This is a genomic window from Longimonas halophila (assembly GCF_002554705.1).
Taxonomy (GTDB): Bacteria; Bacteroidota; Rhodothermia; order Rhodothermales; family Salinibacteraceae; genus Longimonas; species Longimonas halophila.
Window position 1 is genome coordinate 65,017 of record NZ_PDEP01000003.1, and the last position, 20,753, is coordinate 85,769.

At 61.5% G+C, this 20,753-nt stretch carries 23 protein-coding genes and 1 tRNA gene; 17 read left to right on the forward strand and 7 right to left on the reverse strand.

The window, feature by feature from the left end; genetic code table 11:
- Nucleotides 1-26: 26 nt before the first annotated feature.
- The 3 genes from glyA to CRI93_RS04210 form a co-directional block, all read right to left on the reverse strand.
- A complete protein-coding gene (gene glyA, locus CRI93_RS04200; RefSeq protein WP_098061361.1) occupies nt 27-1,340 on the reverse strand; it encodes a serine hydroxymethyltransferase in 1,314 nt (437 codons plus the stop codon).
- Nucleotides 1,341-1,408: 68 nt separating this feature from the next.
- Nucleotides 1,409-1,729 (reverse strand): DUF4359 domain-containing protein, encoded by a 321-nt coding sequence (locus CRI93_RS04205; RefSeq protein ID WP_098061362.1) that lies wholly within the window; start codon nt 1,727-1,729, stop codon nt 1,409-1,411.
- 40 nt (nt 1,730-1,769) lie between these two features.
- On the reverse strand, nt 1,770-2,477 hold the full coding sequence (locus CRI93_RS04210; protein ID WP_098061363.1) for a DUF4159 domain-containing protein: 708 nt from the start codon (nt 2,475-2,477) through the stop codon (nt 1,770-1,772).
- Between the two features lie 163 nt (nt 2,478-2,640).
- Between CRI93_RS04210 and CRI93_RS04215 the strand changes: the two genes are divergently transcribed.
- The 8 genes from CRI93_RS04215 (at nt 2,641) to CRI93_RS04245 (ending at nt 9,047) form a co-directional block, all read left to right on the forward strand.
- The gene (locus CRI93_RS04215) at nt 2,641-2,841 is read left to right on the forward strand and encodes a hypothetical protein (RefSeq protein WP_098061364.1); all 201 of its coding nucleotides are present in this window, start codon (nt 2,641-2,643) and stop codon (nt 2,839-2,841) included.
- Between the two features lie 55 nt (nt 2,842-2,896).
- Nucleotides 2,897-3,064, forward strand: a complete 168-nt coding sequence (locus CRI93_RS15075; RefSeq protein ID WP_141491563.1) for a zinc ribbon domain-containing protein — start codon at nt 2,897-2,899, stop codon at nt 3,062-3,064.
- Nucleotides 3,065-3,298: 234 nt separating this feature from the next.
- Entirely contained in the window at nt 3,299-4,501 is a 1,203-nt protein-coding gene (locus CRI93_RS04220) for a ribosomal protein uL16 3-hydroxylase (RefSeq protein ID WP_098061365.1), read from the forward strand.
- A gap of 159 nt (nt 4,502-4,660) precedes the next feature.
- Nucleotides 4,661-5,227 (forward strand): DinB family protein, encoded by a 567-nt coding sequence (locus CRI93_RS04225; RefSeq protein WP_176521676.1) that lies wholly within the window; start codon nt 4,661-4,663, stop codon nt 5,225-5,227.
- A 37-nt stretch (nt 5,228-5,264) separates the two neighbouring features.
- Nucleotides 5,265-6,689 carry an amidase gene (locus tag CRI93_RS04230; RefSeq protein ID WP_176521677.1) on the forward strand — a complete coding sequence of 475 codons (1,425 nt, stop codon included), beginning with the start codon at nt 5,265-5,267 and terminating at the stop codon, nt 6,687-6,689.
- A 50-nt stretch (nt 6,690-6,739) separates the two neighbouring features.
- Nucleotides 6,740-7,633, forward strand: a complete 894-nt coding sequence (locus CRI93_RS04235) for a 1,4-dihydroxy-2-naphthoyl-CoA synthase (protein ID WP_098061368.1) — start codon at nt 6,740-6,742, stop codon at nt 7,631-7,633.
- 60 nt (nt 7,634-7,693) lie between these two features.
- Complete coding sequence (locus tag CRI93_RS04240) at nt 7,694-8,545, forward strand: aldo/keto reductase (RefSeq protein ID WP_098061369.1); 852 nt, start codon at nt 7,694-7,696, stop codon at nt 8,543-8,545.
- A 46-nt stretch (nt 8,546-8,591) separates the two neighbouring features.
- Entirely contained in the window at nt 8,592-9,047 is a 456-nt protein-coding gene (locus CRI93_RS04245) for a GNAT family N-acetyltransferase (protein WP_098061370.1), read from the forward strand.
- A 36-nt stretch (nt 9,048-9,083) separates the two neighbouring features.
- Here CRI93_RS04245 and CRI93_RS04250 read toward each other — a convergent pair whose 3' ends face one another.
- The 4 genes from CRI93_RS04250 to CRI93_RS04265 all read right to left on the reverse strand — a co-directional run bounded on the left by CRI93_RS04250 (nt 9,084) and on the right by CRI93_RS04265 (nt 11,672).
- Nucleotides 9,084-9,611, reverse strand: coding sequence for a YiiD C-terminal domain-containing protein (locus CRI93_RS04250; RefSeq protein WP_098061371.1), 528 nt, complete (start codon nt 9,609-9,611; stop codon nt 9,084-9,086).
- Nucleotides 9,612-9,774: 163 nt separating this feature from the next.
- Nucleotides 9,775-10,476 (reverse strand): SDR family oxidoreductase, encoded by a 702-nt coding sequence (locus tag CRI93_RS04255; protein ID WP_098061372.1) that lies wholly within the window; start codon nt 10,474-10,476, stop codon nt 9,775-9,777.
- Between the two features lie 61 nt (nt 10,477-10,537).
- Nucleotides 10,538-11,104 (reverse strand): GTP cyclohydrolase I FolE, encoded by a 567-nt coding sequence (gene folE / locus CRI93_RS04260; protein WP_245850346.1) that lies wholly within the window; start codon nt 11,102-11,104, stop codon nt 10,538-10,540.
- A 145-nt stretch (nt 11,105-11,249) separates the two neighbouring features.
- The gene (locus tag CRI93_RS04265) at nt 11,250-11,672 is read right to left on the reverse strand and encodes a 6-pyruvoyl trahydropterin synthase family protein (protein WP_098061374.1); all 423 of its coding nucleotides are present in this window, start codon (nt 11,670-11,672) and stop codon (nt 11,250-11,252) included.
- Between the two features lie 267 nt (nt 11,673-11,939).
- Here CRI93_RS04265 and CRI93_RS04270 point away from each other — a divergent pair, with 267 nt between their 5' ends.
- The 9 genes from CRI93_RS04270 to pheT all read left to right on the forward strand — a co-directional run bounded on the left by CRI93_RS04270 (nt 11,940) and on the right by pheT (nt 20,719).
- Entirely contained in the window at nt 11,940-12,302 is a 363-nt protein-coding gene (locus CRI93_RS04270) for a histidine triad nucleotide-binding protein (RefSeq protein WP_098061375.1), read from the forward strand.
- A gap of 51 nt (nt 12,303-12,353) precedes the next feature.
- Nucleotides 12,354-12,977 (forward strand): dephospho-CoA kinase, encoded by a 624-nt coding sequence (gene coaE / locus CRI93_RS04275; protein WP_098061376.1) that lies wholly within the window; start codon nt 12,354-12,356, stop codon nt 12,975-12,977.
- Between the two features lie 145 nt (nt 12,978-13,122).
- Nucleotides 13,123-13,196: transfer RNA gene (locus CRI93_RS04280), tRNA-Val, on the forward strand.
- A gap of 229 nt (nt 13,197-13,425) precedes the next feature.
- Nucleotides 13,426-15,408, forward strand: coding sequence for a threonine--tRNA ligase (thrS, locus tag CRI93_RS04285; RefSeq protein WP_245850312.1), 1,983 nt, complete (start codon nt 13,426-13,428; stop codon nt 15,406-15,408).
- Nucleotides 15,409-15,595: 187 nt separating this feature from the next.
- On the forward strand, nt 15,596-16,117 hold the full coding sequence (gene infC / locus CRI93_RS04290; protein ID WP_098061378.1) for a translation initiation factor IF-3: 522 nt from the start codon (nt 15,596-15,598) through the stop codon (nt 16,115-16,117).
- A 227-nt stretch (nt 16,118-16,344) separates the two neighbouring features.
- Nucleotides 16,345-16,539 carry a 50S ribosomal protein L35 gene (gene rpmI / locus CRI93_RS04295; protein ID WP_098061379.1) on the forward strand — a complete coding sequence of 65 codons (195 nt, stop codon included), beginning with the start codon at nt 16,345-16,347 and terminating at the stop codon, nt 16,537-16,539.
- A 96-nt stretch (nt 16,540-16,635) separates the two neighbouring features.
- The gene (gene rplT, locus CRI93_RS04300; RefSeq protein WP_098061380.1) at nt 16,636-16,989 is read left to right on the forward strand and encodes a 50S ribosomal protein L20; all 354 of its coding nucleotides are present in this window, start codon (nt 16,636-16,638) and stop codon (nt 16,987-16,989) included.
- Between the two features lie 200 nt (nt 16,990-17,189).
- Nucleotides 17,190-18,200, forward strand: coding sequence for a phenylalanine--tRNA ligase subunit alpha (gene pheS, locus CRI93_RS04305; RefSeq protein ID WP_098061381.1), 1,011 nt, complete (start codon nt 17,190-17,192; stop codon nt 18,198-18,200).
- A 62-nt stretch (nt 18,201-18,262) separates the two neighbouring features.
- Entirely contained in the window at nt 18,263-20,719 is a 2,457-nt protein-coding gene (gene pheT / locus CRI93_RS04310; RefSeq protein WP_098061382.1) for a phenylalanine--tRNA ligase subunit beta, read from the forward strand.
- Nucleotides 20,720-20,753: the final 34 nt, after the last annotated feature.

The following is a 20,753-nucleotide window of genomic DNA, read 5'->3' on the forward strand; positions in this document are numbered from 1 at the left end:
GTATGGTTACGCACACAGCAGATCCGCTACACCGTCGCAAAATCGTACAGCGGGAATGTGTCGCAGAGCGCTTGCACCTCGCTGCGCACGGCCTGCTGTACGTCTTCGTTGGATGGGTCGGCCAGCACGCGGTCAATGAGAGCGGCCACGCGGCGCAGTTCATCGGGACCAAAGCCGCGCGTGGTCAGCGCCGGCGTGCCCAGACGGATGCCGCTCGTTACAAACGGGCTCTTGTCGTCGTACGGAACCATGTTTTTGTTCGTGGTGATGCCGGCTGCCTCCAGCGCCTGTTCGGCTTGCTTTCCGGTCAGGTCCTTGTTACGCAGGTCTACCAGTACCAGGTGGTTGTCGGTACCACCGGATACGAGATTGTAGTCACGCTCGATGAGCGCCTCGGCCAGCGCCTGCGCGTTGTCAACGATCTGCTGCGCGTATGTCGTAAAGTCGTCTTGCAGCGCCTCTCCAAAAGCTACCGCCTTCGCTGCAATCACATGCATCAGCGGACCGCCCTGTGTGCCGGGGAAGACACCCGAGTCGAGCACCTCGCCCAGCATCTTGGTGCGTCCGCTCTTGCGGGCGGTGATGCCAAACGGATTCTCGATGTCGTTACCGACCAGCATCATTCCGCCGCGTGGACCACGAAGCGTCTTATGCGTAGTCGTCGTTACGACGTGCGCGTAGGGCATCGGGTCGTTCATGACCTCTGCGGCTATGAGTCCTGCTGTATGGGCCATGTCCATCCAGAGCAGCGCGTCTACTTCATCGGCAATGTCGCGGAATGCCTCGTAGTCAAAGTCCCGCGGATACGCACTGGCCCCAATCGAAATCATCTTCGGCTGCACCTCGTGGGCTTTGTCGCGCACCTTGTTCATGTCGATGCGCCCGGTATCCTTCTCTACGCCGTAGAACGCCGCCTCATAGAGAATGCCGGAAAAGTTGACTGGACTGCCATGCGTAAGGTGGCCGCCGTGGGCCAGGTCCAGGCCGAGCAGCTTATCGCCTGGCTCCAGCGCCTTCAGGTAGAGCGCGGCATTGGCCTGCGCCCCCGAGTGCGGCTGCACGTTGACCCAGTCGGCGCCAAACAGCTTCTTGGCGCGGTCGCGGGCCAGATCTTCCACCACATCGACGTGCTCGCACCCGCCGTAGTAGCGCTTGCCGGGCAGGCCCTCGGCATATTTGTTGGTGAGCGGCGTGCCCATGGCTTCGAGCACAGCGCGCGATACGAAGTTTTCCGAGGCAATCATCTCAAGCCCGTCGTTCTGCCGATCCACCTCGTTTTGGATGGCGGCGTACACGTCGGGGTCTTGTGTGGAGAGTGCATGCTGAGGCAGGGTAGACATAAGGTGTCCAAAAACAGGTGAGTAAAAGGAGTCAGAATGGATACGCAGGTACGGTATACGGAGCAGCGCTACTCCTTGGCCTCCAACTGTACGAACCGGTCAGCAATGCCGAGCCACTTCAGGTCGGGCTGCTCATCGCCGTCGATGTCGATGGTGTAAACGCTGGCCACGAAGTAGTTGGTGCGCATCGTGTACTCGTCGGCGCGGTTAGCCAGAGCGGTACCGGCTACGCTGCCCAGCGCATCCCCAAGCCAGGAATCGCTGCCCACCTCGTTGCGAATGAGCGTAGCAGCTTCGTCTTCAACGTGCGCTTCGAAGGCCTCTATACCGGGATTCGTGTATACGAGCAGGCCGACAAGCACGAGAAGAAACAGGGTGGAGATGCGCATGGCGGTTGATGGTTCGAGTCAGGAAAGCGCACAAGTACGTTTAGTGGGTGAGTGCGTAGGTGAGCACGTTCACACCCATCTCGCGGGCGGTGCGGCGCAGATCGGCAGGCGTGTCGTGCACCGAGGCCGGCTCCCACCCATCGGTAATGTTGGATTCGTGCAGGTAGTACACCACCACGCGTCCGTCGTGCACAAGACCAAAGCCTTGTGGGGCATCGCCATCGTGCTCATGAATCTTGGGCGGACCGTCCGAAAAGTCGTACGGGTGGTGATAGATCGGATGGTCGTACGGCAGCTCAACCAGCTCCTGATCCGGGAAAACCTTGGCGAGTTCCGGGCGGATGTACTCATCCAGCCCGTAGTCGTCGTCAATAAGCAGAAAACCGCCGGTTTCCAGGTAGTGGCGCAGGCGCTCGGCCTCGCGGCTGGTGAAGCGGACGTTGCCATGTCCGCTCATCACCAGAAACGGATACGTGTACAGCCGATCGGCTCCCAGCTCGACTACGTCGCCCTCAGGGGCCACGTCAATGGCGGTGTGCTCGCGTACAAACGACAAAAACGTAGGCAGCGGCGTCTCAGCCTGGTACCAGTCGCCCCCGCCCCCGTACTGCAGCGCCGCAATGCGCACATGCGGGTCATCGTTTGGCGCGTAGCTCGGTGCTTGGACTGCAGGCGGCACCGTGCTCCACGCGCCCAGCGTCAGGAGCGCAAGCAGCAGGCCCGTTATGCGAATCAGCCGCTGTGTCATGGCGTTTTGTGATGAATCCAACAAACAACAAGGCACCGGTTGGCACGCTACGCTATACGCCGCCTTGCAGCGCATGTGCCGAACCATCCGACGCCCCCTGATGTTAGGTGTGGATACGTCTGTACTCCTATGCTCCTGTGTCCTTCAACGGATTCCTCTGCTTATGTCGCGTGTCCTGAAAGCTCTTCTCATTTCGGCTGCTGCTACCGGCGCCGCTGCACTGGTACTGCGCCAGTTTGATCTGGATCAGCCCGCTCCTGCGCCCTCCGACGATATGCCCTTTGGCGGTATGGATCCCGATGCTATGCCCGACGAAGACGTGGAGCTGCTCATGCGCGAGCTGGCCTCGCAGCTGGGGCTGTAACGCCCTGTTTCCTCGTTCTGCTTGTGGCATCTCGCCCTGCATCCCCAACTGTGCCATGCCTGAAACCCGTGAATGCCCCTCGTGCGCGCTGGAGTATGAAGACACCGGCGACGTAGACGTCTGCCCCTACTGCGGCTATGAGTTTCCGCAGCGCAAGTCTTCGACTATATGGGCGGCCCTCCTCTTTTTACTGCTGATGCTGCTGTTTATCTTTGGGTTTTAGAACCTGTTTTGATTTCTTATTTTGGGCTCCGAGCGGCTCCGCTGGGCTGCAAATTGCCCCTAATCTCGGCCCGTAGCCCCGGCTACGAACCTCGATTGGGGTCCAATTTTCGCCTCAGCGTCCCTCGCTCTCGCCGTCAAACCAAAACCCAAACAGGTTCTTAGCAGGTCATGGGGGATGCAACACCTTGCTGCCCACTCGCTGTCTATCTCTGTTTGTTGACTGCCCTGCCCTATGCCTGATTCGCCCACCGCGCCTTTTGGATCGCTGGCCCCGCGCGATTTCCTCAATACCTACTGGCAGAAAAAGCCGCTCTTCATCCGCGACGCGTTTCCTGATTTCACATCGCCGGTAACGGCGAACGAACTCGCCGGGCTGGCCTGCGAGCCGGATGTGCAGAGCCGCCTCATTCTGGAGCAGGGCGGCGCGCACCCGTGGGAGCTACGCCACGGCCCGTTCGACCCATCGGCGTTTGGCGACCTGCCCGAGACGCACTGGACACTCCTCGTACAAGAGGTGGATCGCCTGCTGCCCGACGCGGCGGCGCTACTCGACCATTTTGATGTGGTGCCCTCATGGCGTCTCGACGACATCATGATTAGCTATGCGCCTGAAGGGGGCAATGTGGGCGCACACATCGACAACTACGATGTGTTTTTGCTGCAAGCGGAGGGCACGCGCGAATGGGCCATTGGCCACGACCCGGTTGAGAACGAGCGCATTGTACCCGACCTGGATGTGCGCATCCTGGCGGACTTTACGCCGGATGAGACGCTGACCGCCCGCCCCGGCGATCTGCTGTATCTGCCGCCTCGCGTGGCGCATCATGGCATCTCGAAGAGCGACGACTGCCTCACCATCTCGGTTGGATTCCGCGCTCCCAGCCACCGCGCGCTCGTGCAGAGCTTCGCGCAAGACGCTGCCCAACAGATCCCCGACACGGCCCGCTACAGCGACCCCGATCGTCCACTGCCCAATGCGCCGGGCGAGCTGCCTACGTACGACCGCGAGCGGGCTCGCCAGCTGGTGCGTCAGCGCCTCGAATCGCTCTTGTCGGACGACGCGGCCCTCGACGACTGGTTCGCGCGCACCCTCACCACACCGGCTCCCGGACGCGACGCTCCGCCCCGCGAGGAGCCGCTCTCGCCCAAGACGCTTGTAGCGCATCTGCGCGATGGCACGGGGCTGCGGCGCGGACCCGTGGCGCATCTCGTGTTTACCGATGCCGAGGATGGTACGCGCACGCTCTACATAAACGGACAGGCTCGTGTGCTTTCGGAGGCCGAGGCGCCGCTGGCTCCGCGCATTGCAGGGCGGGCGCGCATCCCTGCCGATGACTTGACGGACCTGCTCGGCCAGGCCGCTGTGCAGAAACTGCTCACCGAGTTGGTTAATGACGGCGTACTCGAACTCGACCATGTCCTGGCTGATGCCTAATATCAAATCCGGTTGTATGATTGTAGTATCCCTGCGGTGTACAACGGTAACGACACGGCGTGCCGTGTCGCCACGTATGCGTATGCGACTGACGCCCCACGCTGCCTCGTTACAGTCGTTATACAAGGCATGACACGTTGCATTACAGGCCCTCTCATTATGGAACCGCTGCCGCCACCGTACGAGCCGTACCGATCTGGATTCGAGACGTGCTGCCACGATGCCCGTATGCTGTGGGACGCCATGACACCCGGCGAGGCCCTTACGCCACCCGCACCCGGACGCTGGTCGCCTGCGCAGTGCCTGGCGCACCTAAACGCGGCGGCGCGCCCGCTCGTACCGGCGCTGGAGGCGCGCATCTTCAAGGCACAGCGCTACGGACCATACGGCGCCCCGCCGTTTCGCTATGGATGGCTGGGCCGCCTCTTCATTGCGTCGGTGGATCCGGAAAGCTCGGTGGCCATCCCCGCCCCGCCGTCGTTTCGTCCACCGCCCGAGCCGGACCCGCAGGCGGTGCTCGACACCTTTTGTGACTACCAGCGCCGCCTATCGGTATGCGTGGCACGCAGTCAAGGACTCGACTGGGCCCGCGTGCGGGTGGCCTCGCCTGCGCTGCCGGTGCTGTATCTGGGTATTGGTGCCTGGTTTGAGGCCACGCTCAACCACGAGCGCCGTCACCTGCAGCAAGCGCGTCAGGCCCGTGGCGCTGCACCTAATGTGGCGTAACATCGCTTTGCTCTGCCTCCCAACGTACGATTTTTGTATGGCCGCCCCCCTTGCCGATCCACGCCTTTTTCCTGATGCCACGGCTCTCGCCAAGCGCATCCAGACAAATGATACCTCAGTGCCCGAGGTGCTCGAACTGCACCTGGAGCGCTTGCAGGCCGTGCAGCCCGAACTCAACGCTGCTACCGCATGCCTGACTGATCGCATCCAACAAGCTGTTGATACGCCGCCGACAGGCTCTTGGGCGGGCGTGCCCATCAGCGTGAAGGAAACCTATGGGCTGAAGGGCGAGCCGCTTACCGCTGGGTCGAAGCGTGCGCCGACCCTGCATCCACAGGAGGATGCGGTGCTCGTGCAGCGGATGGGCGCGCAAGGCGCAGTGGTCTGTGCACGGGGCAACATCCCGGAGTTTGCGATGACGCACGAAACGGAAAACTTGCTCTACGGGCGCACGCACAATCCGCTAAATCCAGAACGTGGTCCGGGCGGATCGAGCGGCGGCGATGCGGCGCTGGTGGCCTCGGGCGCTGTCGCCGTTGGGTTTGGGTCGGATCTGGGCGGCTCGGTGCGCTACCCGGCCCACTGCTGCGGCATCGTGGGCTTTAAGCCGGCCTCGGGCGAGATCGACGATACCGGCACCTGGCCGCTTATCGATGCGGAGCCGCCCGAGCCGCTACTGGCCGACAGCATGCTGGCGCTGGGTCCGCTGGCGCGCTCGGTCCGCGATGTGCGCACCACGTACACCTGGACCGCCAACCGTTCGCTGCCCGAGCCGCCCCCGCTCGATTCGCTGCGCCTTATCGCGCCTGCCGACTTTACGATGACCGCCCGTGAGCGGCTCATCCCTGCAGCCGTTGACTACAGCCGCCGCCAGCTGGAGGACGTGGGGCTCACGTCTACCCGAGCGCGCCTGCCCGATGCCGGAGCGCTCTATCAGGCCTACCTCACGGTGGTCGTGCGCGACTATGCCTCATTTCTGTACGATGCGCTCACCACCCGCAACGGCGAGGCGCTGTCGTGGACGCGCGAGGCGTGGCAGCAGGCGCGCAACCGTCCGACGGTGCACTGGTATCTGTTTCGGCTGCTGGCCTCGATGCATGCGCTGCGCCCCTCGGCGCAAACCGGATGGAACGCCGAAGCCGAAATCCGCCAGGCGCGCCGCGCCATCCGCACGCAACTGGGCGATGACGGCATTGTGCTGCTGCCCACGAACGGCGCCCTGGCTATGCCGCCTGGCGAGGCCGCAGCGTACATGGCGCGTCCGGGCATTCGTGGGCTGTTTACACCGACCATCTACCCAAACGTGCTCAACCTGCCTGCGATCTCCATTCCAGCATGGACGCACCAGGACGCTCGCTCGGGGCTGGTGCCAGGTATCCAACTGATTGCCGCACCGGGCAACGAGGCTGCGCTGTTCGCCGTAGCAGAAGCCCTCGAAGCGCGTCTGCACGATGGTCCGTAGGGCCGCTCCTTCGCATCCCCCTGTTTCTATTGATGCTCTGACTGTTTCTTATGGTTTCCGATCTGTTTGATGCTGAGGCGTGGGCTCCTGTCGACGGCTTTGACCTGACCGATGTGACGTACCACCGCGCCCGCCATCAGGGCACGGTGCGCATTGCATTCGACCGGCCCGACTCGCTGAACGCGTTTCGTCCGCAAACGGTGGATGAACTCTACCGCACGCTCGACCACGCGCGCCAGACGTCGGACGTGGGCACGGTGCTGCTGACGGGCAACGGCCCCTCGCCGAAGCACGGCAAGTGGGCATTTTCCTCAGGCGGCGACCAGCGTATCCGTGGCAAAGACGGCTACAAGTATGCGGACGACGCAGGCGAACAGGATCCAGCGCGCCTGGGGCGGCTGCACATTTTGGAGGTGCAGCGCCTCATCCGCTTTATGCCCAAGGTGGTGATTGCAGTGGTGCCCGGCTGGGCCGTGGGCGGCGGACACAGCCTGCACGTGGTGTGCGATCTGACGCTGGCCAGTGCCGACCACGCCATATTTAAGCAGACGGATGCGGATGTGGCCAGCTTCGACGGCGGGTTTGGCTCAGCCTACCTGGCACGCCAGGTCGGACAGAAGCGCGCCCGCGAGATCTTTTTCTTAGGACGCAACTACTCGGCGGAAGAGGCGGTGGAGATGGGCATGGCCAACGCGGCAATCCCGCACGAGGAGCTGGAATCGACGGCACTGAAGTGGGCTGAAGAGATCAACACGAAGAGTCCGACCGCCATTCGGATGCTGAAGTACGCGTTCAACTCGATTGACGACGGCATGGTGGGGCAACAGCTCTTTGCGGGCGAGGCCACACGCCTGGCCTATGGCACCGACGAGGCGCAGGAGGGCCGCGACGCCTTCCTCGAAAAGCGCGACCAGGACTACAGCGACTTTCCCTGGCATTATTGATGCGGGCCGCAGCCGCGCAGCGCATCCGTTTTCCTCAACTTCCTATAGATTCAACTTCTTATGGCCGACACCACGACCACCATCCACGGACGCACCGTCCCCACACTGGGGCTGGGCACGTACAAGATTACCGGCGACACCTGCCGCGAGAGCGTGGCGCATGCCCACACGATGGGCTACCGCCACATCGACACCGCACAGATGTATCAGAACGAAGCCGAGGTCGGCGCAGGCATCGCCGAGGCGCCTGTAGCCCGCGAAGACATCTTCCTGACCACAAAGGTATGGCACACCAACCTTGCACCCGCTGACGTAAAACGCACCACCGAGGAGAGCCTGCGTGCCTTGGGCACCGACTACGTGGACCTGCTTCTCATCCACTGGCCTGCGCACCTTGATAGCGATGAAGATGCGCTGCGTCGCACGCTCGATGCATTTGTGGAGGTGCACGAAGCGGGGCAGGCGCGGCATATTGGCGTGAGCAACTTCTCGCCGAAGCTGCTCGACCAAACCGTGGCGCATCTGCCCGACGAAGCGCCGCTGTTTGCGCATCAGGCCGAGTACCACCCGTTTCTGTCGCAGGAGCCGGTGCTTCAACACGCACGCGAGCACGGCTACCTGTTCACCGCGTATCGTCCGCTGGCGCGTGGGGCGGTGCTCCAAAACGAGCGTCTACGAGCGATTGGGGAGCATCATGGCAAGACTGCGGCACAAGTAACGGTTCGTTGGCTCTTGCAGCAGCCGAACGTATCTGCGATTCCAAAAGCCGCCAGCGCCGCGCACCGCGTGAGTAACCTGGATGTGTTCGACTTTACGCTCTCCGACGACGAGATGACCGCCATCCACAATTTAGCACGCGGCGAGCGCCAGATCGACCCGGCATTTGCGCCTGCCTGGTCCGAAGGTGCCTAACCGCGCGACCCGTTTTCGCTTCCCCCTGCATCTACCTCGCATCCTCATGTCTACGCTCTCCATTCGCCGTGCTGCCCTCAGCGACCTGAACACGCTTGTTGCTTTCAACACAGCAATGGCAGACGAGACCGAAGACAAAACGCTCGAACAAGACACGCTACGAGCGGGCATTCGCACGCTGCTACAGGATGAGCAGAAGGGGCGCTACTGGGTAGCCGAGCAGGGCGGTCGTGTTGTGGGAGCCCTCATGTGCACGACCGAGTGGAGCGACTGGCGCAACGGCGCGTTCTGGTGGATTCAGAGCGTGTACGTACGCCCAGAAATGCGTCGGCAGGGCGTGTTCACGGCGCTGTATGAGCATGTGCACGCAAAAGCGCAGGCCAAAGCCGACGTTTGCGGACTGCGCCTTTACGTAGAGCGCGAGAATGCGGCGGCCCAGTCCACCTACGAGGCGCGGGGCATGGCGCGCACGGCGTATCAGATGTACGAGACCGAAGTATGATCTGCGTGCGTCTGCAACAGACGGATCAGCAGGCGACTACTCTTCGGCAATCCCTACCGGGGTGAGCGACGCATGAGCGGGCTGATCGTCTTCCTTATCATCAGCCAGAGCCACGTAGCGCCCCATAAAGGTAAACGCACACTCGCCCGCCGCCTCAATTTTGCACTTCAGGTCGAGGCGCGCGCGGCCCCAACGGTCGAGCATTGCCTGAAAGCGGTCCAACGCGTCTTCATTCGGGCGCTCGCAGACTACCGAGATGTTTTCGCACACCGGTTTCAGGTATTCAATGTCGCTTTCCTGAATGATGACCTCGACCTGCTGCTTCATGTTGTCGACCAACTGGTGCATCATCGCCCAGCCAGTTACGGTTGCCAGCATGCTAAGGCTGCCGCCAAAGGCCGTGCCCATGTGGTTGGCATTGGGCTTGAGCGGAGCCGACGCGCACAGGCAGCCATCTTCTTTCGGGCTCAAGGAAAATTGCAGGTGCTCCGTAATCGGCATTTCCTGCATAATGAGCTGCTCCAGGTGCTCCAGCGCCTGTTCAGTCATAGACGTACGCGACATAGTTGTATGCAATAAAGTCGGTTGCGTGTGTGAAGCAGTAAAACAAGTGGGATACTAAAAAGCCATACGTCCCAGACGCTCACACGTTCTTTGCATCCATGAAGGATACGTGCGATGCGTTTCAGCATCAGGCCGTCTGAACGTACGCACCTCCGCAAAAGACTCACACATCTCCCTGTTGCGGACGCAGCAGCACCTCTTCCATCACCGTACGGTCGGAGAGCGCGTAGGCTTGTACGACTGTAGCAGCAATATCTTCGGCAGGCATGAGGCGCTCGGGGTCAATGTCGACTCCCTCCCATGTTGGGGTGTGGGTAGCGCCCGGAAAGACTGTTGTAACGCGCACACCCTCATCTTTAGTTTCCTCGCGCACCACACGGGCCAGTCCGCGCAGCCCATGCTTGCTGGCGCAGTAGCCCGCATTGCCCGGATACGCTTGCAGCGAGGCCACCGATGCCGTGTAGAACAGGTGCCCGCTGCCTCGCTTGCGCATGGGTGGCAGAAATGCCTGCGTGACAACAAACGCGGACGTCAGGTTCACGTCGATCTGGCTGCGAAAGCCCTCGGCAGTAAGTTCGCTGAGCGGCGCGGGCGTAAACGCCCCGGCATTGTTCACCACCACATCGGGCGTGCCCCAGGTGTCGTGTACGCGCTCCGCCATTGCTGCAACGGCTTCGTCGTCGGTGACGTCGGTAGGGCAGACAAGCGGAGTGGCTCCGTGATCGCGGCAGGTGTCGGCCACGGATTCGAGCTTGCCGGTGGAGCGGGCGACAAGCGCAACGCGGGCGTCATCATACCGTGCGGCAAAAGCTTCAGCAATGGCTGCGCCAATGCCCTGGCTGGCGCCGGTTACAACAATCGTCATAGCAACGGGATCACCGTAATGAGAAAGCATACGTGGTTCAGCCCCCAGCCTGTGCGGCTGCTTAGCTGCGAACCAACCGCATGAATTCGTCGCGGGTGCTATGGTTGCGAAAGGCTCCGCTTACGGCGCTGGTGGTGGTGCAGGAGTTCTGTTTTTCGACCCCGCGCATCATCATGCATAGATGCTGCGCCTCAATCACAACGGCGGCCCCCTGCGGCTTGAGCACCTCGTCGATGGCTTCACGGATCTGCAGGGTAAGCCGCTCTTGCACCTGCAGGCGACGCGCAAAGACCTCTACGGTACGGGGAATCTTACTCAAGCCCACAATGTGTCCATCCGGAATGTAGGCGACATGGGCTTTCCCAAAAAATGGAAGCATATGATGCTCGCACAACGAGTACACCTCGATGTCTTTCACCAGGATGATCTCGTTGTAGGTCTCCTCAAACATGGCTTGCCGGAGGATGGCCTTGGGGTCTTGCGCGTAGCCCTGCGTAAGAAACTGGTAGGCCTTGGCTACGCGTTCGGGCGTCTTGACCAGCCCCTCGCGCTCGGGGTCCTCACCCAGCTTCTGAATGATGGATGCGACATGGTCGGCCACATCCCGGGTCGTCTCCGCATCGTACATGTCGCGGCGCTCGTAGTGGGTGGGATAGTCGCCCACTACGGTCCCGTTTTCGACGATGTCGTCAGTAACAATTTTTTTCTCAGCCATGGATCATCAAAGAGCAAGCAAACAGAATAAAAACAAGCCAGGGGCCGATGCAGAACGCCTACGAAGATTCGCCTCGGTATTCGGCAAAGTTGCGTGGCGTTTCGTACAGGCGGATACGGTGCAGCGTGCCGCCCGGCAATGTGCCTTCCAGTTCGTTCCAGATCGCCACAACGAAGTTCTCAGTCGACGGGATAATACCATCCATGAATTCGACATCAAGATTCAGGTTCTTGTGGTCGACCTTGTCGATGATCCGCTCGTGCAGGATCGCCTTGAGCTGGCCGAGGTCGATCACGTAGCCGGTGTCGGGGTCGGGCACACCCGCTACCGTCACCTCCAATTCGTAGTTATGACCGTGCCAGTTTGGGTGGTTGCAGGCACCAAACACGTCCTCGTTCCAGGCATCCGACTTTTCGGGATTGTGCAGCCGGTGCGCTGCATTGAAGTGCGTTTTGCGGGTAACGTAAACAGTAGGCGGCATAACGCCAGGCATTCTCAATGAAAACACATGCACCCTCAATGCTATCGTGCCCCCGTATGGGCACCCAAGCGCGCGAGGGATATAGACGGGATACAATCAGACCGCAGCTCTCTCGGAAGGTTCACCGTACCTACCGAAGCGTTACAGTTCTACCAGGGAATCCTCCGCAACATGTGGCTGCATACGTAATATGAAGCATCGTCGTACGCGCAAGCTTCTTTCGTGCTGTGCCTCGCCCTGTTTCCCTGGATTATGCCAATGCCCCGTATGAGTACCGATCCAGCTGCCTCCGAACCTACGATCTTTCAGAAGATCCTTGACGGCGACGTGCCTGCCGATATTGTGTACGAGGATGAGCAGTGCATCGCCTTCCACGACGTAAACCCCCAAGCGCCCACACACATCCTTGTGATCCCGCGCAAGCCGATCCCGACAGTCGACGACATCAGTCCCGACGATGAAGCACTCGTTGGCCACCTGTTTCGCGTAGCGAGCAAAGTCGCCGAGCGGGAAGGGCTCGACAACGGCTACCGCACGGTCATAAACTGCGGCGACGACGGGCAGCAGACCGTGTACCACTTGCATGTCCATGTGCTGGGCGGACGTTCGCTGCAGTGGCCACCCGGATGACGGCTCTCTTTTGACCTGACCATGCTCCCCTCATTCTCCCCCACCTGTACTGTGATTACCTTAGGACTTACCGGCGGCATTGGAAGCGGAAAAAGCACTGCCTGCCGCATGCTCAACGACATGGGCGCACGTGTCTTTTACGCCGACAAGGTAGCGAAAGACATTATGCAGAATGATGCGGATGCGCGGGCACTTATCCGCGACACGTTTGGTTCAACCAGCTACAATGAACACGGCTCGCTAAACCGTTCGTATCTGGCGGCGCAGGTCTTCAGCGACCCATCGAAGCTCGAAAAGCTCAACGCCATTGTGCATCCGCTTGTGTTTGATGCGTTTGAAGACGCCAAGACGCAGGCCGAATCCGACGGCGTAGAGTTGCTCGTACACGAGGCTGCACTTCTGTTCGAGGCCGGGGGCGATGCCCATGTCGACTACGTGGCCGTGGTCACTGCGCCCGATGATGTGCGCATCCATCGCGTGATGCAGCGCGACGACACCACCGAGCGCGCCGTACGCGACCGCATGCAGCACCAGCTTCCACAAGACGAAATTCGAGACCGGGCCGATTTCGTCATCCCCAACAATGCCGACCGCGAGGCCTTGCAGGCTAAGGTGCGCCGCCTGTACGAACAACTCGTCACTGAAGCGAAAGCCGCCTCTGACCCTGCGGCGTAGCACCTGCTGTAAAACGCCGAGATAAACGCCAAAACTTCCATGAATTGGCCTTCCGTCGAATCCCCCGGCTGCAGTAGGCATTGACACTATGCCCGCGCGGGTCGTATGCTGTGCGGCGCGAGGTGCCAAGCACCTCTTTCTACACGGGTCTATAGCTCAGTTGGTTAGAGCGCTACGTTGACATCGTAGAGGTCAGTGGTTCGAGTCCACTTAGACCCACCGTTTCATTCTGTTTGATGCTCCGGCTTTTGCTCGTGCCCATGTTCCATCTGCCTACCTACATTCGGTCGCTCACGCGAACGCCGGATACGGCAGGTCAGCGATGCCGGTAAGCACACGGTCTTCACTGCGAGGTGCAATCACCGCTTGAGCCGATTGCGCACATCGCCCGCCTGCCTTTGCTGAAGCGCTCTGTCCTCGCGATGGAGCGCTTTTCGTTTGTCGACTCATGCCTCTGTCTTTTATGCCCGACGCCGCCTCCGACACCCTCACCATTACGCTTCCTGACGGCTCCACGCGCACCTACAGTGTGGGCGTGACGGGCCGCGAGATTGCTGAAAGTATCGGCGCCGGGCTTGCTCGTGCCGCCCTTGCTATTACAGTGAATGGTACCGTGCAAGACCTGGAGCGCCCCATCACTGAATCGGCTGAGATCGCAATTCTTACGTGGGACGACGACGAAGGCAAGGAGACGTTTTGGCACTCGTCGGCGCACCTCATGGCCGAGGCGCTGCAGGCGCTGTATCCCGATGTGCAGTTCACCATCGGACCGCCCATTGAGCGCGGCTTCTACTACGATGTAGACCTGGGCGATGGTACGCTCTCCGCGGATGATCTGGAGGCCGTCGAATCCAAAATGAAAGAGCTCGCCAAGCGCGATGTATCGTACGAGCGGCGCGAGGTCTCGAAAGATGAGGCGCTTGCTTACTACAAAGACCAGGGCAACCCGTACAAGCTGGAGCTCATTGAGGACCTCGACGATGGGGAGATCACATTCTACGAGCAGGGCCAGTTTACGGACCTCTGCCGCGGTCCGCATATCCCATCGACCGGACGCATCAAATATCCGAAGCTGCTGTCGGTAGCCGGCGCATACTGGCGCGGTGACGAGTCGAATCCGCAGCTTACACGCATCTACGGCATCAGCTTCCCCAAGAAGAAGATGCTCGATGCGTTCCTGGAGCAGCGCCGTCTGGCCAAGGAGCGCGATCACCGCAAGCTGGGCAAAGAGCTGAACCTGTTCACGTTCAATGCCGACGTGGTGGGCCCCGGCTTGCCTATGTGGCTGCCCAAGGGCGCTACGCTCCGCGAAACGCTGGCCGACCTGCTCAAAGATGAGCAGCTCAAGCGCGGCTACGAACCGGTCGTATCGCCCCACATCGGACGTCTGGCGCTCTATCGCACGAGTGGGCACTATCCGTACTACAAAGACAGCCAGTTTCCGCCGATGCACTTTGGCGGCGAGGGCGATGAGGAGGACGGCTACCTCCTGAAGCCGATGAACTGCCCGCACCACGTCATGATGTACAAGCACGACATGCACTCGTACCGCGACCTGCCGGTGCGCTTTGCCGAGTTTGGCACCGTGTACCGCAACGAGCAGAGCGGCGAGCTGGGTGGGCTGACCCGCGTACGTGGCTTCACCCAAGACGATGCCCACATCTTCTGCACGCCCGAGCAGGTAAAAGCCGAGTTCAAAGACGTCATTGACCTGACGCTCAAAGTGCTGGGCGCGCTCGACTTTACCGAGTTCACGGCCCAGATCTCGCTGCGCGATCCGCAGAACACCGACAAGTACGTGGGCGACGACGCGCTGTGGACGCAGGCGGAGCAGGCCATCCGCGAGGCGGCTGAAGAGATGAACCTCGACACCGTTGAGAAGACGGGCGAAGCGGCATTCTACGGCCCCAAGCTGGACTTCATGGTCGAGGATGCGCTGGGCCGCGAGTGGCAGCTGGGCACCATCCAGGTCGACTACAATCTGCCCGAGCGCTTCGATCTTACCTATGTGGATGCAGAGGACGAGCGCCAGCGGCCCGTCATGATTCACCGTGCCCCGTTTGGCTCGCTGGAGCGCTTCATTGGTGTGCTGATTGAGCACTGCGGCGGCAACTTCCCGTCGTGGCTCGCCCCCGTGCAGGCTATGGTGATTCCGGTGGGGGCCGACTTCAACGCCTATGCCGAAGACGTAGCCACACAACTCCGCGATGCCGACCTACGCGTTAAGGTTGATGCAAGCGACGATACCGTGGGCTACAAAATTCGCGAGGCCGAGACGCAGAAGATTCCGTACATGCTTGTGGTTGGAGGGCGTGAGGAAGAAGCAGGCACCGTTGCGGTGCGCGCCCACGGCGACGGGCAGCAAGAGGTGATTTCTGTAGACGCCTTTATTGAGAAGATGCAAGCCGAGCGCGAGGCCGCCTGGTCGTAGGCAAAAGGGCCAGCCGGCCACCTGGGGCAGGCGTTGCAGAAGAGGGCGCACGACATCTCTGCCTATCAACGGCGGCTCCTTTGCAGCCAACGAAACGGCGCCCAGAAATGGAACCCGTTGTTGGCACGATGCGTGCGAATCTATCCGTAAATCACGCAACTATTCCTGAACAAACCCCAAACCTACTATCGCTAAAGCTGATAAAGTTCGCGTAAACAGAGAGATCCGCTCAGACACCGTGCGGGTCGTCCAACCCGATGGTGAGCACAATGTGGTGGACCTGGACACCGCCCTGGAGCGCGCCCGCGAGCACGAACTCGATCTTGTCGAGATTGCCCCAGAGGCCGACCCGCCGGTCTGCAAGATTATTGACTACGGCAAGTACCGCTACAAGCAGCAGAAGCAAGAGAAGCGGCAGCGGAAACGCTCGAAGTCGATGCAGATGAAGGAGCTGCGGTTTCGCCCGCGCACCGACGATCACGACTACGAGTTCAAGAAGAACCATGCCCGCGACTTCCTGGAAAATGGAAACAAGGTCAAAGCCTACGTTCAGTTCCGCGGACGCGACATCATCTACAAAGATCAGGGGATGGATCTGCTTCGTCGCCTCATTGAAGATCTGCAGGACTTGGCTCGCATCGACCAGGCTCCGCAGATGGAGAACCGACGGATGACGACCATTTTGGCCCCCCACAAAAAGAAGAAGTGACCCCTACTCTGGGGTAGGCCCTTGCTCTGGCACCACGCGTGCCGGGTCCCCCCTCATACACTTTTTGCAGAAGCTGTGCGCAGCATACGCCCTGGCCCGGAACGCGGGCCGGGGTGTTTCCATTGACGCACGTCCGTTCTGTCTTGGCACCGCCCACTGGGCTTAATGCCAAATGGCAGGTTACGCAGCCCAATTACGCGTTCTTTGAACCGACTGCCCTCCCTCTTATGCCGAAGATGAAATCACACAGCGGCGCCAGCAAACGCTTCAAAAAAACCGGAAGTGGCAAAGTGAAGCGGAAAAAAGCCGGACGCCGTCACATTCTGACGAAGAAGTCGCCCAAAACCAAGCGCCAGCTTCGCAAAGACACAACCGTTGACAAAACGCAGGAAAAGCGCATCAAGCAGATGCTGAATAACTAACGCAGCCTGCACGAACGCACCGGCTGCCAATTCCCAGGGCCCTCTGCGCTCTGGGATGTCCTGCTTCTTCCCTCCACCTGTTACCCTACATCCACCATGCCACGCGCAACAAACAAGCCGCAAACTCGGCGGCGCCGCAAGAAAGTTCTAAATATGGCCAAAGGCTACTGGGGCCGCCGGAGCAAAACGTATAGCTCCGCCAAGCACTCGGTCGAAAAGGCCCTGCAGTACGCCTATCGCGACCGGCGCCAGCGCAAGCGCAATTTCCGCAAGCTGTGGATCACCCGCATCAATGCAGCTACGCGCCAGCAAGGCGTGAGCTACTCGCAGTTCATGGGCGCATACCGCAAGGCGGACCTCGACATGAACCGCAAAGTGCTGGCCGACTTGGCTGTGCACGACCCTGAGGCGTTTTCGCACGTCGTTGATCATGTGATGGAGCAAGCGTAACTCCCTGCCTGCGAAGGCCGCCCGCAATGCCTTCGGAGGCTCCATTGCATGACGTTCCATCCCGCCGCTGCTGCCCCCCAGCAGGTCTGGCGGGATTTTCTATGTGGCGCGCTGCACCCTTACTGTTGCTCAGTGCACATCGTCGCGCGCTCCCGTAGCCCCGTCCGCATCCGCCCTGTTCCTGCCAATCCGCCGTTCCCATGGCCGACCCTATCGCCGCGCTACGCGCCGAACTCGAAGCCGAAACGATTACTACCGACGAAGAGGCCGAGGCCTTTCGCATCAGATACCTGGGCCGCAATCAGGGCGCGATTCCCGACCTCTTCAGTCAGATCGGCCAGCAGCCGCCCGAGGAGCGCCCCGACTTTGGGCGTCGCCTCAACGCGCTCAAGGCAGATGCTCAGGCCAAGCTCGATGCCGCCCGCGAGCGCCTCAGCGCCGAAGACGCTACCGACACGGGCACTGACTTCGACCTCACGCTCCCCGGACGCCGTCACCATCCCGGCTCGCTGCATCCGCTCACGCAGACGCTTAACGAGATTCTGCATATTCTGGAGCGCCTGGGGTTTGCCACCTACGAAGGACCCGAGGTCGAAACCGACTGGCATAACTTCACCGCGCTCAACTTCCCCCCCGACCATCCGGCGCGCGACATGCAGGACACCTTCTTTGTGAAGGATACACCGCCCGATGCCCCCACACTCTTGCGCACCCACACCTCCCCCGGCCAAATTCGCGTGCTGCAGGCCACCGAGCCACCCGTCCGCGTCATGGTGCCTGGGCGCGTCTACCGCAACGAGGCGATCTCGTATAAGTCATTCTGCCTCTTCCACCAGGTCGAGCTGCTGTATGTGGATACGGATGTGTCGATGGCCGACCTGAAGCAGGTGCTCTACCAGCTGGCCCAGGCGCTCTTTGGGGAGGACGTACGCCTGCGCTTCCGCCCGAGCTACTTCCCGTTCACCGAGCCCAGCGCCGAAGTCGACATCTGGTGGGCTGATCCCGACCATGACGATGGCGGGCGCTGGCTCGAAATCCTGGGCTGTGGCATGGTGCACCCCAACGTGCTGCGCGCCGTCGATGTGGATCCAGAGCGGTACAGCGGCTATGCCGTGGGGATGGGCATCGAACGCATGACGATGCTCAAGCATGGTATCGACGACATTCGTGTGTTCTATGAGAACGATCTGCGCTTTTTGCAGCAGTTTTAGCACGCGGGCTGCCGGCCCTGCCTCCCCCCAAACCGTTTCTTGCACAACGCCCTCCTCGCTTCATGGACTGCTCCATCCAGTGGCTGCGCCGCTACGCCGCCCCCCAGGCTGATGCCGACACCATCGCTGATTTGCTCACCATGGCCGGACTCGAAGTCGACGGCATAGCGCGCTATGGCCAACCGCTCGACGACCTGGTGATTGGTCACATCGAAGCGGTACACACGCATCCCAATGCCGACCGCCTTGTGCTCTGCGATGTAGCCACGAACCCGGATGCTACGGTGCAGATTGTGTGTGGAGCGCCCAACGTAGCTGCCGGGCAGCGCGTGCCCGTAGCTCCCGCAGGCACCACGCTCCAGCTGCCCACCGAAAAGGGCAGCGACGAGCGCCAGCCCATCACGCTGGAGGCCCGCGAAATCCGTGGCGAAATGTCCAACGGAATGATCTGCTCCGCCCATGAGTTGGGGCTGACGAGCGACGCCAGCGGCATTATGGTGCTCGACGACGAAGCCCCCGTCGGTATGCCGTTCGTGGAGTATCTGCAGGCGCACAACATTACACCGACCGACACGGTGCTCGACATTGACCTGACCCCCAACCGTGCCGACGCCGCCAGTCATATTGGCGTTGCGCGCGACCTGTCGGCTCTGACCGGCGCACCGCTGCACCGTCCCAACGTAGACCTGCCCGACGAGGGCGGCCCCGTAGCTGAGCGGTTTAGCGTGTCGATTGCGGATGCAGAAGCCTGCCCGCGTTACGTGGCACTCTGCGTAGAGGATGTGGAGGTGGGCCCCTCGCCGGTGTGGCTGCAGCAGCGTCTGGAGCGCATTGGGCTGCGCCCGCGCAACGTAATCGTGGACATCACCAACTTTGTGCTGCATGAGTGCGGTCAGCCGCTGCATGCGTTCGATGCCGACACGCTCCACGGAAACGAAATTCATGTCGGCACCGCGACGGAAGACACCCCGTTCACCACGCTCGACGACCAAGAGCGCACGTGTCCGGCGGGTACGCTTTTCATTCGAGACGCCGAACGTCCGGTGGCCATTGCAGGCGTAATGGGCGGCGCCGATACCGAGGTCACGGAAGACACGACCACCGTGCTCATCGAGAGCGCGTACTTCGACCCGTCGCACATTCGCCGTACTGCGAAGGCGCTGGCATTGCAAACGGACTCGTCGTACCGGTTTGAGCGCGGCGTAGACCGCGACGGTCAGGTGTGGGCGGCTGCTCGTGCCGCCGATCTTATGGTAAAGCTGGCAGGAGGCACCCGGGTCAACGGCATGATCGATGCCCATCCCCATCCCCCCGAGCCGCGCACCGTTACGCTGCGCCCGGAGCGTGCTAACGCCCTCTTGGGCACCGACCTTGCACGGGCGGATATGCAGACGCATCTCGAATCCATTGGCATTGCTGCCGAACCCACGGGCGAGGGGCTCCGATGTACGCTGCCGACCTGGCGCCCCGACCTGGCGATTGAAGAAGACCTGATCGAAGAAGTCGCGCGCCTGCATGGCTACGACCGCATTCCACGTCCCGAGCGCATCCAGATTCCCGCACGCATAGCCGACCTGCCCGGCAGCGAACGCACGCACCGCAACGAAGCGCGCCAGCTGCTACGGGGGGCCGGGTTCCGCGAGATCTACACCAACAGCATGCTGCCGCTGGAGGTGGCCGAGCAGTTCAATCCGCACGACACGCCGGTTGTGGAAACGCAGAACCCCATCTCACGCGAGATGGCCGCGCTGCGTCCGCGCCTGCTGCCCGGCGCACTCCGTGTGCTACAGCACAACCATAACCACGGCCAAGACGCGATCCGGCTGTTCGAGTTTGGCCGCGTGATGCGCCGCGCCACCGCCGACGAAGCCACGCAGGTGCCGGGCACCACCGAGCACGAAGCCCTCTTGATTGCTGCCACCGGCCCCGATGCGCCCCGCCACTGGGACCGCGCGGCTCGCAATACCGATGTGTACGACCTAAAGGGCACCGTGGCCGATCTGCTGAGCGCTCTTGGAGCCCCCGCGCAGTTCACGCCGTCAACCAGCACGCCCCGCTATGTGGCATACGCCCTCGACATTGCCGCCGACGATGTCGCCCTGGGTACGCTCGCCTGCATCCATCCCGACACCGCCGCCCACTACGACCTGGACGAGGCTGTGCTTGTGGCCGAGCTCGATTGGGAGGCGGTATCGCGCGTTGTGGATACGCAGCCTGGCTACCAGCCCGTGCCACGCGTCCCCGTGGTAGAGCGCGACCTGGCTGTGCTCGTAGATGCCAATGCTCCGGTGGGCCCACTGCTCGACACCGCAAAAGACGCCGGAGCCCCGCTGGTGCAACAGGCTGACCTGTTCGACCTGTACGAGGGCAAGGGCATTCCCAGCGGTCAGAAGAGCGTTGCGCTCTCGGTGCGGCTGGCTGCCGATCACACCTTGACCGATTCCGAAATCGACGCCTGCATGGACAGTATCACTTCGGCTCTGCAGCATACGCACAGCGCCACCTTGCGCCAGCAGTAGTTCCACCCTACAACCGTCAAAACAGCCAGGCGGC

Excerpts from the sequence above, each read along its gene's own strand:
- CRI93_RS04230 (WP_176521677.1), top strand. The coding sequence starts at position 5,265 with ATGGCCGCCCCCCTTGCCGATCCACGCCTTTTTCCTGATGCCACGGCT.
- CRI93_RS04235 (WP_098061368.1), top strand. The coding sequence starts at position 6,740 with ATGGTTTCCGATCTGTTTGATGCTGAGGCGTGGGCTCCTGTCGACGGC.
- CRI93_RS04255 (WP_098061372.1), bottom strand. The coding sequence starts at position 10,476 with ATGACGATTGTTGTAACCGGCGCCAGCCAGGGCATTGGCGCAGCCATT.
- CRI93_RS04215 (WP_098061364.1), top strand. The coding sequence starts at position 2,641 with ATGTCGCGTGTCCTGAAAGCTCTTCTCATTTCGGCTGCTGCTACCGGC.
- thrS (WP_245850312.1), top strand. The coding sequence starts at position 13,426 with ATGCCTCTGTCTTTTATGCCCGACGCCGCCTCCGACACCCTCACCATT.
- CRI93_RS04210 (WP_098061363.1), bottom strand. The coding sequence starts at position 2,477 with ATGACACAGCGGCTGATTCGCATAACGGGCCTGCTGCTTGCGCTCCTG.
- CRI93_RS04205 (WP_098061362.1), bottom strand. The coding sequence starts at position 1,729 with ATGCGCATCTCCACCCTGTTTCTTCTCGTGCTTGTCGGCCTGCTCGTA.
- CRI93_RS04220 (WP_098061365.1), top strand. The coding sequence starts at position 3,299 with ATGCCTGATTCGCCCACCGCGCCTTTTGGATCGCTGGCCCCGCGCGAT.
- pheS (WP_098061381.1), top strand. The coding sequence starts at position 17,190 with ATGGCCGACCCTATCGCCGCGCTACGCGCCGAACTCGAAGCCGAAACG.
- rpmI (WP_098061379.1), top strand. The coding sequence starts at position 16,345 with ATGCCGAAGATGAAATCACACAGCGGCGCCAGCAAACGCTTCAAAAAA.
- rplT (WP_098061380.1), top strand. The coding sequence starts at position 16,636 with ATGCCACGCGCAACAAACAAGCCGCAAACTCGGCGGCGCCGCAAGAAA.
- glyA (WP_098061361.1), bottom strand. The coding sequence starts at position 1,340 with ATGTCTACCCTGCCTCAGCATGCACTCTCCACACAAGACCCCGACGTG.
- CRI93_RS04250 (WP_098061371.1), bottom strand. The coding sequence starts at position 9,611 with ATGTCGCGTACGTCTATGACTGAACAGGCGCTGGAGCACCTGGAGCAG.
- CRI93_RS04240 (WP_098061369.1), top strand. The coding sequence starts at position 7,694 with ATGGCCGACACCACGACCACCATCCACGGACGCACCGTCCCCACACTG.
- CRI93_RS04265 (WP_098061374.1), bottom strand. The coding sequence starts at position 11,672 with ATGCCGCCTACTGTTTACGTTACCCGCAAAACGCACTTCAATGCAGCG.
- CRI93_RS04270 (WP_098061375.1), top strand. The coding sequence starts at position 11,940 with ATGAGTACCGATCCAGCTGCCTCCGAACCTACGATCTTTCAGAAGATC.
- CRI93_RS04225 (WP_176521676.1), top strand. The coding sequence starts at position 4,661 with ATGGAACCGCTGCCGCCACCGTACGAGCCGTACCGATCTGGATTCGAG.
- folE (WP_245850346.1), bottom strand. The coding sequence starts at position 11,104 with ATGTACGATGCGGAGACGACCCGGGATGTGGCCGACCATGTCGCATCC.
- CRI93_RS04245 (WP_098061370.1), top strand. The coding sequence starts at position 8,592 with ATGTCTACGCTCTCCATTCGCCGTGCTGCCCTCAGCGACCTGAACACG.
- CRI93_RS15075 (WP_141491563.1), top strand. The coding sequence starts at position 2,897 with ATGCCTGAAACCCGTGAATGCCCCTCGTGCGCGCTGGAGTATGAAGAC.
- pheT (WP_098061382.1), top strand. The coding sequence starts at position 18,263 with ATGGACTGCTCCATCCAGTGGCTGCGCCGCTACGCCGCCCCCCAGGCT.